A 13,730-nucleotide genomic window follows, 5' to 3' on the forward strand; every position below is an offset into this window, starting at 1 on the left:
CGCGTTCGAGCGGGCGGATGCGTGTGAGGGGTGGCAGTGGAGCGCATCGCCATTCACACTCGAAGGAAGGGCAGTACCAGCATGGGAGATCGGATGACGCAGCAACCATCGGCCAGAACCCCGCCACCGCTCGACGGCGTCGAGACCACGGGCAGCCCGCATGCGCAGTTCCTCGCGACCGAGCACTGGAGCTTGCTTGCCACGCGCAGCATGACGTGGAACGAGATCTTCAGCCGGACCGGCACCTATCTGACCGTCCTCTCGGCCACCGTCATCGCACTCTCACTGGTGGCGAACGCGTCCGGCTTCGGGCAGAGCTTCCGGACGTTCGCACTGCTTGTGCTCCCCGTTGTCCTCCTTGTCGGCGTAGGCACGTACTTCCGTCTGATCGAGGCGGATATCGAGGACGCCTGGCTGGTGATCGGCATGAACCGGCTACGGCACGCCTACCTCGAGCTCGCACCCGAGCTGGAGCCGTACTTCGTCGCAAGTCACCACGACGACGCGCCCGGGATGTTGAAGACCTACAGCTTTCGCAACCGGGTCGGCCTGACCCACTGGCTTTCGGGATCTCCCGTCATTGTGGGCATCATCGACGCCGTCGTCACCGGCGTGCTGGCCGCGGTGATCTGCGACGCCGCCGACGCTGGAGCCACGCTTCGCACGATCATCGGCGTCCTCGCCGCCGTGGCGACCGTGATCCTGCTCGCCCTCCTCGGTTACCGAAAGGTTCGCGAGGTAACCCGCAACTACCAAGCGCGTTTCCCCAGCTGACAACCCCCGGCCGACGTGGTCCCTCGGCGACGGAGGTGAAGGTCCGGCCTGTCACTGGCCGGCCAGGGCCGAGACGGCCGCGGCGACCTCCGCCGGGAAGTCCTCCTGGAGGAAGTGCTTGCCAGGAACCGTCGGTACGTCGTCGAGCCGGGCCGCGAGGCGAGCCTGTACGCCGTACGTCCGCAGCGGCAACGCCGTGTCCTTGCTGCCCCACAACAGTCCCACCGGACGGGCGCCGGAGCCGAGGACGGCCTCATATCGCCGCCGCTTCTCGACGGTTCGCTCGAACGAACGCATGATCCGCAGGAAGGCCAGGCCGTTGTCCTCCCTCAGAAGCAGACGCAGGTGAGCGTCGACGTCCGCGGTCGGCACATCAGGACCGAAACCGATCGTCCGCATCAACGTGCGAAATACCACCGGTACTCGCGCAGTCGTCAGCCACGCACGCCCGAGACCGCGGTGGGCGAGCGGCTCCATCATCCACGGCCGGCGAAAGGTGTCGACGGCAACGATCGTGTTCAGCAGCAGGATGGAGCGCACCCGGTCGGGCGCCGCGGCCGCGATCTCGAAACCGACCGGCCCGCCGATGTCATGCACCACGAGGTGTACCCGATCCAACCCCAACGCGTCGAGCGCAGAAACCGCCCACCTGCCAAGCCCGGTCCAGGAGTAGTCGAAGTCAACAGGTCGCGCCGCCAACCCCAGACCGGGCAGGTCGAAGGCGATCCCGCGCAGCCCACGCTGCGCCAGCTCAGGCAATACCGCGCGGTACACGAACGAAGAGGCCGGTACGCCGTGCAGACAGACGACCGGCTCAGCGTCCGACGCCCCGTGATCGAGGACGAAGCTCCGTACGCCGTCCGCCGTGAACTCCCGGCCGGCGGCCCGATGAGCAGCCAGAACCTCATCAACCGTCACAACCTCACTCTCCCACCGATCAGACCAGCTCCGGGATGTCAGGGTGTGCTGTTCTGTGGGGCCGGAGGTCCGGTGTGTTGGGGGGCCCAGTTGGACAGGAAGCGCAGGGCCTCGGCGGCCGGGCTGCCGGGTTCCGCTGTGTAGGTGATGATCACCAGTCCGTCGCCGGTCAGTTCCATGGCTTCGCCGGTGAGTTCGAGGTCCCCGACGAGCGAGTTGTGGAGCCGCTTGGTGGCGGTGCGATGGTACTTGACGTTGTGACGCGCCCACCGGGTGCGGAACTCCTCGCTTCTGGTGGCGAGTTCGCCGACGAGGTCGGTGAGGCTCTTGTCGTGAGGGTTGCGGCCTGCCTCGGCGCGGAGTGCGGCCACGGCGTCATCGGCGACGGTCTCCCAGTCCAGGAAGAAGCCCGGCGCGCGGTAGTCGAAGAACAGGAACTTGGCGACGTTCAGCGGCAGCCGAACGCGGTCGAGGATTCCGTCGTACAGCACGAAGGCGAGGTCGTTGGCGGCGAGGATGTCGGTACGGGCGTTGCGGAGGTACGCCGGCGTGGTGAGCGACTCGAGGATCCGAAGGACGCCGGGGCGCACCTTCGAGACCGCCGTACGCCGGGATCCACGGACCGGGCCGGTGGAAGCCCGGGCGAGATCGAACAGATGGGCGCGCTCGGCGTCGTCGAGGCGCAGCGCTCGCGCGAGCGCCTCGAGTACCTGTTCGGAGACGCCGGCGAGGTTCCCGCGTTCGAGCCGGGTGTAGTAGTCGGCGCTGACGCCCGCGAGCAGGGCGACCTCCTCGCGGCGCAGCCCGGTCACGCGGCGCTTGTCGCCGAAGGTCGGCAGACCCGCTTGTTCGGGTGTCACTCTCGCGCGTCGGCTGGTGAGGAACTCCTTCACGTCCTCCTTGATGCTCACGCCTTCCACCGTACGGGCGGGCCCGTTCGCGGTGGGAGGGTCTACCAGTACCCGTTACACCGGGGACTCCCACCTGCGATGCAGACAGGTGTTGGCTGGCGACATGGATCAAACCGTCACGTTGAACAACGGCGTCACCATGCCCATCATCGGCTTCGGCGTCTTCCAGATCCCCGACGGCCAGACCCAGGCCGCCGTCGAGGCCGCGCTCGAGGCCGGCTATCGCCACCTGGACACCGCCGCGGCCTACGGCAACGAGGAGGCCGTCGGCGCTGCCATCGCCGCCGCCGGACTCCCCCGCGACGACCTGTTCGTCACCACCAAGCTGTGGATCCAGCACTCCCCGGCCGGCAGCGTCGAGGACGACACCGTGCGCGCCTTCGACGCCTCTCTGCGACGGCTCGGCCTCGACCACCTGGACCTGTATCTGATCCACCAGCCACTCGGCGACTACTACAGCGAGTGGCGAGCCATGCAGCACCTCCACACCGAAGGCAGGATCCGGGCGATCGGCGTCTCGAACTTCCATCCCGACCGGCTCGTCGACCTGATCGAGCACAACGAGATCACCCCCGCGGTCAACCAGATCGAGACCCACCCCTTCCACCAGCGCACCGCCGACCAGGAACTGATGCGCGAGCGCGGTGTCCAGATCGAGTCCTGGGGCCCGTTCGCCGAAGGTCGCAACAACCTGTTCACCGACCCCGTGCTCAGCACCATCGCCGAGGCGCACGGCAGATCGGTCGCGCAGGTCGTACTGCGGTGGCTCGTCCAGCGCGATGTCGTCGTGATCCCCAAGTCGGTCCGCCCCGACCGGATGGCCCAGAACCTCGACATCTTCGACTTCACCCTCACCGATGACCAGATGAAGCAGATCGCGACCCTGGACGCCGGCGACAGCCTCTTCTTCGACCACCGCGACCCGGCCATGGTCAGCGCCCTCGGCGGCCGCAGGATCGACTGACGAATGGCGCGCCTCGCATCCACAGCGGAACAGGCTGCGCTGACACCACCCGAGCAGGATCCAGAAAGGAACACCATGACCACCTGGCTCATCACCGGCTGCTCCACCGGCCTCGGCCGCGCCTTCGCCGAAGCAGTCCTCGCACACGGACACAACGCCGTCGTCACCGCCCGCGACGTCGCGAAGGTGCAAGACATCGCCGACAAGTACCCCGACACCGCCTTGGCCCTCCCGCTCGACGTCACCAACAACAACCAGGTCACCGCGGCGGTCAGCGCCGCCGAGAACCGGTTCGGCGCCGTCGACGTCCTCGTCAACAATGCCGGTTACGGCTACCGCGCCGCTGTCGAAGAAGGCGAGGACGACGCCGTCCAGCAACTCTTCGACACCCACGTGTTCGGCACCGTCCGCACCATCAAGGCCGTCCTGCCGGGCATGCGCGCCCGCCGTACCGGCACGATCGTGAACCTCTCCTCGATCGGTGCACGGATCTGCCCGGAAGGATCCGGCTACTACTCCGCGGTCAAAGCCGCGATCGAAGCCCTCACACTCTCGCTGCGCAAAGAGGTCGCGCCACTCGGCGTCACCGCGATGGTCGTCGAGCCGGGCGGTTTCCGCACCGACTTCGCCGGCCGCTCACTGACCCAGGCCGCCGAACCGATCGCCGACTACGCCGACACTGCAGGCAAACGCCGCAAGGAACACGACACCGGACATGGCAAGCAGCCGGGCGACCCGGCGAAGGCCGCCGCCGCGCTGATCCAGGCCGTCGAGTCCGACACCCCGCCGTACATGCTGCTGCTCGGCAACGACACCTCCGACGGCTTCCGCGCCGCCCTTGACGCCCTCCGTGCTGAGGCCGACGCGTGGGAAACCCTCAGCCGCAGCACCGACTTCGACGCCTGACCGAAAGAGATGATGATGCCCGAACCAACCCCAGCCCAACGCGCCATCGGTGACTTCGCACCCAAGCTTGTCGAACTCACCGACGACGTCCTGTTCGGCGACGTCTGGAAGCGGACCGAGCTCTCCCCGCGCGACCGCAGCCTCATCACCGTGGCCAGCCTCGTCACCTCCAGCAGCTTCGAACAGCTCCCCAACCATGTGCGCCTCGCCCGTCAGAACGGCCTGACCGAGACCGAACTGAAGGAGGCGATCATCCACCTCGCGTTCTACGCCGGCTGGCCAAAGGCGATGTCCGCCATCCAGGTCGCCAAGACCGTCTTCGCCGAGCACGAGTAACACCGATCACTCGGAAGGGTGTCGCCGCAGTCAGGCCAGAGGGCCACTGTGCACGGCACTCCAGACACGGCCGGTCTCCGTCGTCGCCAGATGACCCAGCAGGATTGCGGCTGACCTGTCGAAGTCGACCGTACCGACGTCGGTCTGGCTGAAAATGAACCGCCGGATCAACGGATCGTCGATCGCCGCGGGATCTACGGCAGCGAGCCACGTCCGCAGTGAAGTACCCATCCTCTGCACACGCAGGGCGTTGACCGTGATACCGGTGCCGGTGAGCTCCGCGGCGAGGTTCACGGTATGTGCTTCCAGCGCAGCGGCACAGGCCGCGTAGATGTTTCCACCGGCCCACGAGGCCAGGTTGCCGATCACACCGCAGACGTTGGCGATCCGGCCCCATCCGCGGCGGCTCATTGCTGGGATCACCACGCCGGTGAGGGTCACCACGCTGGCCACATTGATGGTGAGGGCACGCAGTACGGCCGCCGAGTCGAGGTCGGCGACAGGGCCGAGCGGTGTCACCGTCGCAGCGTTGTTGACAAGGATGTCGACCTCGCCGAGTACCTGCTCGACGGCATGGACGAGGCCAGGAATCGACCCGGGATCATAGAGATCAGCGGTGAACCCCTCCGCCTCGCCCCCGGCTGTCCGTACAGCCTCCACCGTGGCGTCCGCACGAGCCCTCGACATGGCAACGACCGCGACGGCGACGCCGCCGGCACCCAACTGCCCGGCAATCGCCCGTCCGATCGCGCTGCCTCCGCCGGTCACCACGGCAACTCTGCCGGCGAGGGGTCTTGCCGGATTCACGCCTGCGTACATGGTTGTTGGAGTCGCTACGACGCCCGGCTCTTACCTGCACGACGGTGATCACGCAGACGGCGGACGATCCGTAGAAACCCGGCGGATCGCCGCTCTACTTCTCGTCGGCCGACTTCGCGTGCGCTCGGACCGAGTCCATCGCCAGCTCGAGTGCGGTCTGCATCGGTCCGGGGTCGCGGGCCGCTTGGGCGAGAACATATCCGCCCTGGAGTGCGGCCATGATGCCCGTTGCCAGCGTCGGCGGATCGGCATCCTCAGACAGTGTGCCGTTGGCCTTCATCCGCTCGAGCGCAGCGGTCAGCAGGGAGATCCAGGACGTCAGGGCTGCGTCGAGATCGATGCGGGCTGCCTCGTCCTGGTCGGAGAGTTCGGTCGACAGTGAGCCCAGTTCGCAGCCGAGCGCTCCGCGGCGTGCTGTGACTCGCTGGAGTATGGCGCGGCGCCAGCGGTCGAGGCCACTGAACGAGTCAACCCTGCGGAGGTACTGTTCCTCACGCTCGAGCACCCGGCTGGCCCGCAGTGCAACGACTGCCTGGACCAAGGCGCTCTTGTCGCTGAAATGCCGGTAGAACTGTGACTTGCTTGTCCCGCTCGCCGCTGTCACGTCGTCGAGCGTGGTCGCTGCAGCACCCTTGAGGGACATCAACTCGTCGGCGGACGCAACGATCCGGGCTCTCGTCGCCGCGCCGCGGGCGGTCAGGCGGCGATCGAGCTCGTTCACTGTCTCGGGCACGCAAAGAGCTTATCGGGACCGAGCAACGATCGACGGGTAAGCACCTCGGCTGGGGCCGACACCAATCCTCGTGAGGAGCCGGCACGTCGCCGGCCTGCGGTCAGGAGGACGTGTGAGCGAGGTCAGCCGGGAGTATTACGGCAGTTACAGCGTGGACGACGAGGATCAGCTCCAGCCCTCCGACACGCTCGACGGGCGGGGGGTTTCCGACCTTCTCGACGAAGGCTACTCGCCCCCGGAGAAGTGGTCGGCCGGTGAGGGCTTCGGTACGACTGCTGCGGAGGCGTTGCGGGGTGAGACGCTCGAGCAGCGGCTTGCGCAGGAGGAGCCGGACATCGACTCGCAGGCCAGACCGTCGGAGTATGTCGACGGCCCGGAGATCGGCCGGGACCGTGCCGGTCGACTGGTGGCTCCGGACGAGGGGTCGCACTTCGATTTCGAGGAAGAGCTCGTTGCGACCGACGTCGGGATCGACGCAGGCGCTGCGAGCGCCGAAGAAGCTGCCATCCACGTTGTGGACGACGAGCCGCTGGAGCTCGATGAGGTCAACTGATCGACGCAGCAACGACACGATCACGCCGGCCAGTCACCAGCGCGTGCGGTGCTGGATTCGGAGGAGGGCCGCACAACCATGAGAATCCTGATGAACGACTCCCAGCGCAACTTGACCGTGGTCGAGAACGACGAGTTGCGAAGGTACGAGCTGCTCGCTGCGGGGACGGCGGTCGGGACCCTCGACTTCCGTGTCCTGGGCCGACGGCGTGTCCTGGGGCATACCGAAGTCACAGCGGATCAGCGGGGCCGTGGACTCGCCACGGCACTGATCAAGGCGGTCCTCGACGACCTCATCGCCGAGGGAGTCCGGATCACGAACTACTGCCCTGCGGTCGAGCGGTTCCTTCAGGGCCATCCGGAGTACCTGGTGGTCCTCGATCCGTCACACCCACCAATCCAGCCCGGCTCCACGTCCCAAGCAGACGAGAACCATCAGGATGGCGGTTCCACTCCACTGCAGCGGCTCGTGCAGGCCCAGCACGCCAGGCTCAGCGAGCTCGCCGTACGTTCTCAGGATCCGACCATCGACGGGTTCGAGAGACGTCGCGTCACGGACCAGTTCGCAGCTGTTGCCGCACAGCATGCCGCGGCCGTCGCCGACGTACTGCTCACTGCTTCCAGGTCATCGTCCGGTGAGGACGCCGCGGTCCTTCTCCACAATCTCAAACAGTTCGAGCAAGCGCTGCGGGTACTCAAGGGCAGGGTGTACGGCGACGCGCGCTTTCTGAATCTCAGCACATCCGAGATCTGGCGAGAGACCGAACGGCTACTGGATGAGCACGACTCGTTGGAGACGAGAGTCGTGTCCGGCCTCGAGCAAGTCCATGATGCCGGCAGCGCCGCGGATCTGGCCCGGGCATTGGCGAAACGGCAGTGGAGCTCGCCGACCAGACCGCACCCCAACTCGCCGCATGCAGGCGTGGCCGGACGAATAGCACACCAGCTGTGGCGCATCGCCGACTCGACCTGGGACGAGCTGGAAGGTCGGGGGCTTCCGGCCGAGCCGACGGAGCACGCGAATCGTCATTCGGCCTTCTCTCATTACCTGTTCGGAACGCCCGACGACGCCGACCTGACAGCTGGACCCGATACCTCTCAGACTCACCGGGATCTCGGGAACCAGTAAGGGCGCCACCCGTTCGGCACACGAACAAGGACATCCGGGTCAAGCCGGCCTGGCAGACATCAAGGGGAAGCTCATGAGTGGATACTTCGAAGGCCGCAAGCTCATCGTGGTCGGTGGGAGCAGTGGCATGGGGCGACAGACGGCGGCGGACGTTGTCGCGCAAGGAGGCAAGGCCGTCATCGTCGGCCGTCAGCAGGCGAAGGTCGACGAGACGGTCGCTGAGCTCGGCGACAAGGGAGAGGCCTGGGGGATCACTGCCGATCTGGCAGATCGCAAGCAGGTAGAAGACGTACAAGCGCAGCTCGCGGCGGAGCATGCCGATGCGACGCTGCTGGTGAACGCGGCCGGATTCTTCATTCCCAGGGAGTTCCTCGACTACGGCGAGGAGAACTACGACGCCTACCTGGAACTCAACCGGGCGACGTTCTTCCTGACCCAGACCGTGGTGCGGGGTATGAAGGCTGCGGGCTCTGGTGGTGCGATCGTCAACATCGGCAGCATGTGGGCACATCAGGCGGTAGCGGCGACGCCATCGACGGGGTACTCGATGGCGAAAGCCGGTCTGCACGCCCTGACCCACAACTTGGCCATGGAACTGGCGGCCGACGGCATCCGTGTCAACGCTGTGGCTCCCGCAGTGGTGGCAACGCCGTTGTACGAGGGCTTCATCCCCGCCGACCAGCTCGAGGAGACCGTGAAGGGATTCGACGGCTTCCACCCGTTGGGACGGGTCGGAACAGCCCAGGACATCGCCTCCTCGATCGTCTTCCTCCTCTCCCCAGAGGCCAGCTGGATCACCGGGGCGATTCTCAACGTCGACGGGGGCGTGATGGCCGGGCGCAACTGACCCGGCGACGGTGAAATCGTCAGGTAAGAAACCGATCTGTCACTGAGGCCAAGTCGTACGAGCGCGGTCGCTGGACCGATCAGATGATCCCGAACGACGCCGCTGACGAGCGCTCGATCACGTCCCTGTGGAATGAGTGTGGAGTGCCCATGACGAGATTTCAGACCGTGTTCGCCGGCGGGTTGGAGGTCTTCTACCGCGAAGCGGGTAAGCCTGGAGCACCGAAACTCCTGCTGTTGGGTGGATTCCCCTCCTCGTCTCACCAGTTCCGGAACCTCCTGCCGGCCCTCGCCGACAGATTCCACCTGGTCGCGATCGACTACCCCGGCTTCGGAAACACCGAGATGCCAGATCCTGCGGAGTGGGACTACACCTTCGACCACCTCGCAGAGATCGTCGATGAGGCGTTGCTGGCCATCGACTTCACCGGACCGATGGGGCTGTACATGCAGGACTACGGCGGTCCGATCGGCAACCGGCTGATCTCGCTTCATCCGGACTGGCTCCAGTGGCAGATCATCCAGAACGCCAACCTCTACGACGAGGGAATCACCGAGATCTGGGACAGGATTCGTCACGTCCTCTGGGCCAACCGCAACGCCGAGACCGAAGCGCCGCTGGAGGCTCTCCTCCGGCCGGAAACAGTGAAAGCGATCTACCTGGCCGGTCACCCTGATCCGACGAAGATCAGCCCGGACAACTGGAACCTGGATCTGCACTTCCTGGCGCGGCCGAATGCGCACCGGGTGCAGCTGGATCTCTTCTACGACTACCAGACGAACACCGCCCAGTACCCGACCTGGCAGGGTCGGCTGCGCCGTGACCAGCCCAAAACGCTGATCTTCTGGGGCCAGGGAGACATCTTCTTCACCCCGGCCGGCGGAGAGGCGTATCTGCGCGATCTCCCCGACGCACAGCTGGTTCGCCTCGATTCCGGACACTTCGCGGTCGAGGACTGCCTGCAGGAGATCGTGGACGGGATCAACAGTTTCTACGACGAGACCGTCAGGTAGCCCCGGACTCCGACCTCTCCCCCGGCGCGTCACGCAGGAAGCGATGCAGTGCCGTCGAGACGATGCTCAGGCGATCTGCTGCTCCGGCAGGTAGCCGGCGTCGACCAAGGCGGTCCGCAGCTTACGGCGGGCGTCGAACATCATCTTGTAGATCGCGTTGTGTGTCGCGCCGAGCTGATCAGCGAGCACATCAGTGGGCATCCCGTTCATCACCAGCGCGACGAAGACCGTCCGTTGCTTCGCCGTCAGCTTCTCATCGACGGCGCGATGTACGGCGTTCATCAGATCCCGGCTCTCGGCCTGCGCCTCTGGCTCGATCCCCAGCCGGGCGGGAAGGCGGTCCCAGTCCTCGTCGTCGAACGCGACCCCGGCCCGCTGCCAGAAGTGCCGGTTGACCTTGGCGGCCACGTCGAAGATCACGAACTTGTACGCCCAGGTGGTGAACTTGCAATCACCGCGGAACGTCTCGACCTTGCCGCAGATCGCCAGTAGGGCATCCGCGGCGGCCTGGTGCGCAATGTCGTCCAGTTCCGGCCCCATGAGCCGGAGCCTGGCCCCCCGCCGCCCGACCTCCGCCCTCGCGGCTCGCAGGAGAACCTCGTACAAGCGTCGGCTCGCAAGCTCACGCCGATCTCCATCGCTGCTCAAGTCGCGAACCCAGGCACGGTTCTCCTGGGCCACCTCTGGGCAGACGACCCGTACCTGCGACAACGACTCAGAACCTTCGCTCTTCATGGATCTCCGGCGATCAACGCAACGTAGTGATCACAGGTCCGGCACGTCTGTGTCGAACGGTGAAACAACAACATGGACGATACAGTCCAATCTGCATCGCGTCCAACCCAGCGGAGCACAGTGAGTCGGAACACATAATCCTCAGGTCTGCCTTGATATCTAGCACGGCATGGCTCGCCGCGCGACATCTGAAGATCACTCACTAAATGGTCGAGATCGTCCTGTTCTCATCGTGCCAGACTAGGTCGTTGGTCGCGCGAAACTCGGAAGGTCGACCGAGCCGGCCGACACGAATATGCACCGGGGCGTGGCACCTCCGACCGTGAGAAGGGAACTCCATGTCGAAGAGCGAACAGACGCCGACATCGCATTCAGGCCGCGTGGACGATCTCGCGGCGATACGTGACGAGATCAGGAACCACGCCTCGAACGCGTGGGCGACGGAGCGTGGGTACGAACCGATCTACTCCGCATCACCGCGATCGAAGATCGTTGTCATCGGCCAAGCGCCCGGCAGGCAAGCTCAGGACAGCCGGATCCCCTGGAACGACGCCAGCGGCATCAAACTACGGCAGTGGCTCGGCGTCACTGAGGCACAGTTCTACAACCCGGACACGATCGCCCTGCTACCGATGGACTTCTACTACCCAGGCAAGGGCACCCAGGGCGACCTACCGCCACGCCCGGCCTTCGCGCCGTTGTGGCACCCACGAATCCTGCAGATGATGACCGGACTTCGTCTCACCGTTCTCATCGGGAGCTACGCCCAAAAGCACTATCTGGGAACCAGCGCCAAGAAGAACCTGACCGAAACCGTCCGCGCCTATCGAGACTACGTTCCGGACCGGATCCCGCTGGTCCACCCTTCACCCTTGAACTTCAGGTGGCAGACAAAGAACCCGTGGTTCGAGACGGACGTGATCCCCACTCTGCAAACGCTTGTCGCGGATGCTACCCACGACCGGCCGCCCAGGAGCTACTCGTAGCGGCCTTCGAACGTCACACCATCACGAAAGCCGGTGAACCTGAGCCCGACGATCCGCGTGTCCTCAACCATCCAGCGAAGCGCGTAGCAGGCCCGATAAGACGGCGGCCAGAACGAACAGAACCGACCGTGGTCATCGACGTACCACTCGCCTGTGCTGTCACCGCTTCGTTCGGAGTAGGTGGTCCGCCCGTCGATCGTGAAGACCTGAGTCGCACCGTCAACGTACAACAGCCGGCCGGCCATCACCGCCTTCGGGATGTCGGCAGCGGCAACCGCTGTGTCGTCCTCGGCTCGGATTCCCTGCAACAGGTCATCATTCATCGCGTCCAAGGCCTTTCATCCTCGAGACTTCATCCGCGGGATCCTCGACCAGCAGGTTGTCGCGATCGTGAGAAGTCCCCGTCCCGGGGACGCGGGGATGGTGCAGGTCGAAGGCGGGGCTTTCGGAGCGGATCCGCGGCACCTTCTCGAAGTTGTGCCGCGGCGGCGGGGAACTGGTCGCCCACTCCAGCGAACGTCCCCAACCCCACGGGTCATCCACGCCCACCAGCGGCGACTTGCGCGACTTGTAGACGTTGTAGAAGAACGGCAGCATCGACAGGCCGAGGACGAAGGATCCGATACTCGAGATCTCGTTCAGCGTGGTGAAGCCCTCGTTCGCGCCGTACGACGCGTACCGCCGCGGCATGCCCTCGACACCCAGCCAGTGCTGCACCAAGAACGTGGTGTGGAAGCCGATGAACAGCAACCAGAAGTGCAACTTCCCCAGCTTCTCATCGAGCATCCGGCCGGTGAACTTCGGCCACCAGAAGTAGAACCCGGCGAACATCGCGAACACCACGGTGCCGAAGACCACGTAGTGGAGGTGCGCGATCACGAAGTACGAGTCCGACAGCTGGTAGTCCAGCGCCGGCGAAGCGAGGATGACTCCTGTGAGCCCGCCGAACAAGAAGGTCACCAAGAACCCGATGGACCACAGCATCGGCGTCTCGAACGAGACCGAGCCGCCCCAGATCGTGCCTATCCAGTTGAAGAACTTCACCCCGGTAGGCACCGCGATCAGGAAGGACATGAACGAGAAGAACGGCAGGTTCACCGCGCCGGTGACGAACATGTGGTGCGCCCACACGGTCGTGGACAACGCACCGATGCCAAGTGTGGCCGCAACGAGTCCCATGTAGCCGAAGACCGGCTTGCGGCTGAACACCGGCAGGATCTCGGTCACGATGCCGAAGAACGGCAACGCGATGATGTACACCTCTGGATGCCCGAAGAACCAGAACAAGTGCTGCCACAACAGCGGCCCGCCACTCGCGGCATCGAAGACGTGAGCCCCCAGGGCTCGATCCGCCTCCAGCATCAGCAGCGCGCCGCCCAGGATCGGGAACGCGATCAGCACCAGCAGCGACGTCACCAGCACGTTCCAGGTGAACAGTGGCATCCGGAACATCGTCATACCCGGTGCCCGCATGGTGATGATGGTCGTCACGAAGTTGACCGCGCCGAGGATCGTGCCCAGACCTGACATCCACAGACCCATGATCCACAGATCCCCGCCGATGCCCGGCGAATGCGCAGCATCGGACAGTGGCGAGTAGCCTGTCCATCCCCAATCCGCCGCACCGCCTGGGGTAGCGAAGCCACCGATAGTGATCAGGGCGCCGAACAAATAGAGCCAGTAACTGAACATGTTCAGCCGCGGGAACGCGACATCGGGGGCACCGATCTGGATCGGCATGATCACGTTCGCGAAGCCGACGAACAGTGGTGTCGCGAACAACAGCAGCATGATCGTGCCATGCACGGTGAAGAGCTGGTTGTAGACCTCCTCGTTCACGATCTGCAGACCCGGCCTGGCCAGCTCGGCCCGGATGATCAGAGCGAGAACGCCTGCCAGCAAGAAGAAGCTGAACGAGGTGATCAGGTACAGGGCGCCGATCCGCTTGTGATCGGTGGTGGTCAGCCACCCGGTCAGTTTCGTCCCGGGGTACGCCGTGGCCGACGACGTCTCCACATCCCTGAGCGCAGCCCGCTCGGTTGTTGTCGTCATCGCGTCTCCCGCAGCTTGTCGTGGCACCCAGAGTCAGTGGACGATATCGTCCATC

16 protein-coding genes are annotated in these 13,730 nt (G+C 65.3%); 9 read left to right on the forward strand and 7 right to left on the reverse strand.

All coding sequences use genetic code 11. The features are described from left to right. The first annotated feature begins 93 nt into the window (after positions 1–93). Positions 94–774, forward strand: coding sequence for a hypothetical protein (locus ACIBG5_RS36090; RefSeq protein WP_396396105.1), 681 nt, complete (start codon positions 94–96; stop codon positions 772–774). 51 nt (positions 775–825) lie between these two features. On the opposite strand, the gene ACIBG5_RS36095 is transcribed toward ACIBG5_RS36090, so the two are convergent. Then, on the reverse strand, positions 826–1,692 hold the full coding sequence (locus tag ACIBG5_RS36095; protein ID WP_396396107.1) for an alpha/beta fold hydrolase: 867 nt from the start codon (positions 1,690–1,692) through the stop codon (positions 826–828). 38 nt (positions 1,693–1,730) lie between these two features. Further along, positions 1,731–2,603, reverse strand: coding sequence for a helix-turn-helix transcriptional regulator (locus tag ACIBG5_RS36100; protein WP_396396109.1), 873 nt, complete (start codon positions 2,601–2,603; stop codon positions 1,731–1,733). A 103-nt stretch (positions 2,604–2,706) separates the two neighbouring features. On the opposite strand from ACIBG5_RS36100, the gene ACIBG5_RS36105 reads away from it, so the two are divergent. The 3 genes from ACIBG5_RS36105 (at position 2,707) to ACIBG5_RS36115 (ending at position 4,809) form a co-directional block, all read left to right on the forward strand. After that, on the forward strand, positions 2,707–3,567 hold the full coding sequence (locus ACIBG5_RS36105; RefSeq protein WP_396396111.1) for an aldo/keto reductase: 861 nt from the start codon (positions 2,707–2,709) through the stop codon (positions 3,565–3,567). A 75-nt stretch (positions 3,568–3,642) separates the two neighbouring features. Further along, positions 3,643–4,473, forward strand: a complete 831-nt coding sequence (locus tag ACIBG5_RS36110; protein ID WP_396396113.1) for an oxidoreductase — start codon at positions 3,643–3,645, stop codon at positions 4,471–4,473. Positions 4,474–4,488: 15 nt separating this feature from the next. Next, positions 4,489–4,809: a carboxymuconolactone decarboxylase family protein gene (locus ACIBG5_RS36115; protein WP_396396115.1), complete on the forward strand. Its 321-nt coding sequence runs from the start codon at positions 4,489–4,491 to the stop codon at positions 4,807–4,809. 30 nt (positions 4,810–4,839) lie between these two features. Here ACIBG5_RS36115 and ACIBG5_RS36120 read toward each other — a convergent pair whose 3' ends face one another. Beyond that, on the reverse strand, positions 4,840–5,577 hold the full coding sequence (locus tag ACIBG5_RS36120; protein WP_396396116.1) for an SDR family NAD(P)-dependent oxidoreductase: 738 nt from the start codon (positions 5,575–5,577) through the stop codon (positions 4,840–4,842). A 145-nt stretch (positions 5,578–5,722) separates the two neighbouring features. Then, on the reverse strand, positions 5,723–6,361 hold the full coding sequence (locus tag ACIBG5_RS36125) for a TetR/AcrR family transcriptional regulator (protein WP_396396117.1): 639 nt from the start codon (positions 6,359–6,361) through the stop codon (positions 5,723–5,725). A 112-nt stretch (positions 6,362–6,473) separates the two neighbouring features. Here ACIBG5_RS36125 and ACIBG5_RS36130 point away from each other — a divergent pair, with 112 nt between their 5' ends. From ACIBG5_RS36130 to ACIBG5_RS36145, 4 genes are all read left to right on the forward strand, one after another. Further along, positions 6,474–6,914 (forward strand): DUF5709 domain-containing protein, encoded by a 441-nt coding sequence (locus ACIBG5_RS36130; RefSeq protein WP_396396118.1) that lies wholly within the window; start codon positions 6,474–6,476, stop codon positions 6,912–6,914. 78 nt (positions 6,915–6,992) lie between these two features. Continuing rightward, the gene (locus tag ACIBG5_RS36135; RefSeq protein WP_396396120.1) at positions 6,993–8,042 is read left to right on the forward strand and encodes a GNAT family N-acetyltransferase; all 1,050 of its coding nucleotides are present in this window, start codon (positions 6,993–6,995) and stop codon (positions 8,040–8,042) included. Between the two features lie 73 nt (positions 8,043–8,115). Further along, positions 8,116–8,889, forward strand: coding sequence for an SDR family NAD(P)-dependent oxidoreductase (locus ACIBG5_RS36140; RefSeq protein ID WP_396396121.1), 774 nt, complete (start codon positions 8,116–8,118; stop codon positions 8,887–8,889). A 149-nt stretch (positions 8,890–9,038) separates the two neighbouring features. Further along, positions 9,039–9,902, forward strand: coding sequence for an alpha/beta fold hydrolase (locus ACIBG5_RS36145; RefSeq protein ID WP_396396123.1), 864 nt, complete (start codon positions 9,039–9,041; stop codon positions 9,900–9,902). A gap of 66 nt (positions 9,903–9,968) precedes the next feature. Here ACIBG5_RS36145 and ACIBG5_RS36150 read toward each other — a convergent pair whose 3' ends face one another. Then, positions 9,969–10,637, reverse strand: coding sequence for a sigma-70 family RNA polymerase sigma factor (locus ACIBG5_RS36150; protein WP_396396125.1), 669 nt, complete (start codon positions 10,635–10,637; stop codon positions 9,969–9,971). Between the two features lie 380 nt (positions 10,638–11,017). Between ACIBG5_RS36150 and ACIBG5_RS36155 the strand changes: the two genes are divergently transcribed. Then, positions 11,018–11,623 carry a uracil-DNA glycosylase family protein gene (locus ACIBG5_RS36155; protein ID WP_396396127.1) on the forward strand — a complete coding sequence of 202 codons (606 nt, stop codon included), beginning with the start codon at positions 11,018–11,020 and terminating at the stop codon, positions 11,621–11,623. Here ACIBG5_RS36155 and ACIBG5_RS36160 read toward each other — a convergent pair. Together ACIBG5_RS36160 and ctaD are read right to left on the reverse strand one after the other, a co-directional pair. Next, the gene (locus ACIBG5_RS36160; protein WP_396396128.1) at positions 11,614–11,946 is read right to left on the reverse strand and encodes a hypothetical protein; all 333 of its coding nucleotides are present in this window, start codon (positions 11,944–11,946) and stop codon (positions 11,614–11,616) included. The two genes, ACIBG5_RS36155 and ACIBG5_RS36160, sit on opposite strands and share 10 nt — an antisense overlap. After that, positions 11,939–13,675 carry a cytochrome c oxidase subunit I gene (gene ctaD / locus ACIBG5_RS36165; RefSeq protein WP_396396129.1) on the reverse strand — a complete coding sequence of 579 codons (1,737 nt, stop codon included), beginning with the start codon at positions 13,673–13,675 and terminating at the stop codon, positions 11,939–11,941. The genes ACIBG5_RS36160 and ctaD overlap by 8 nt, the downstream gene beginning before the upstream one ends. Positions 13,676–13,730: the final 55 nt, after the last annotated feature.

The organism is Kribbella sp. NPDC050241 (assembly GCF_044459685.1).
In the GTDB taxonomy this organism is placed as follows: domain Bacteria; phylum Actinomycetota; class Actinomycetes; order Propionibacteriales; family Kribbellaceae; genus Kribbella.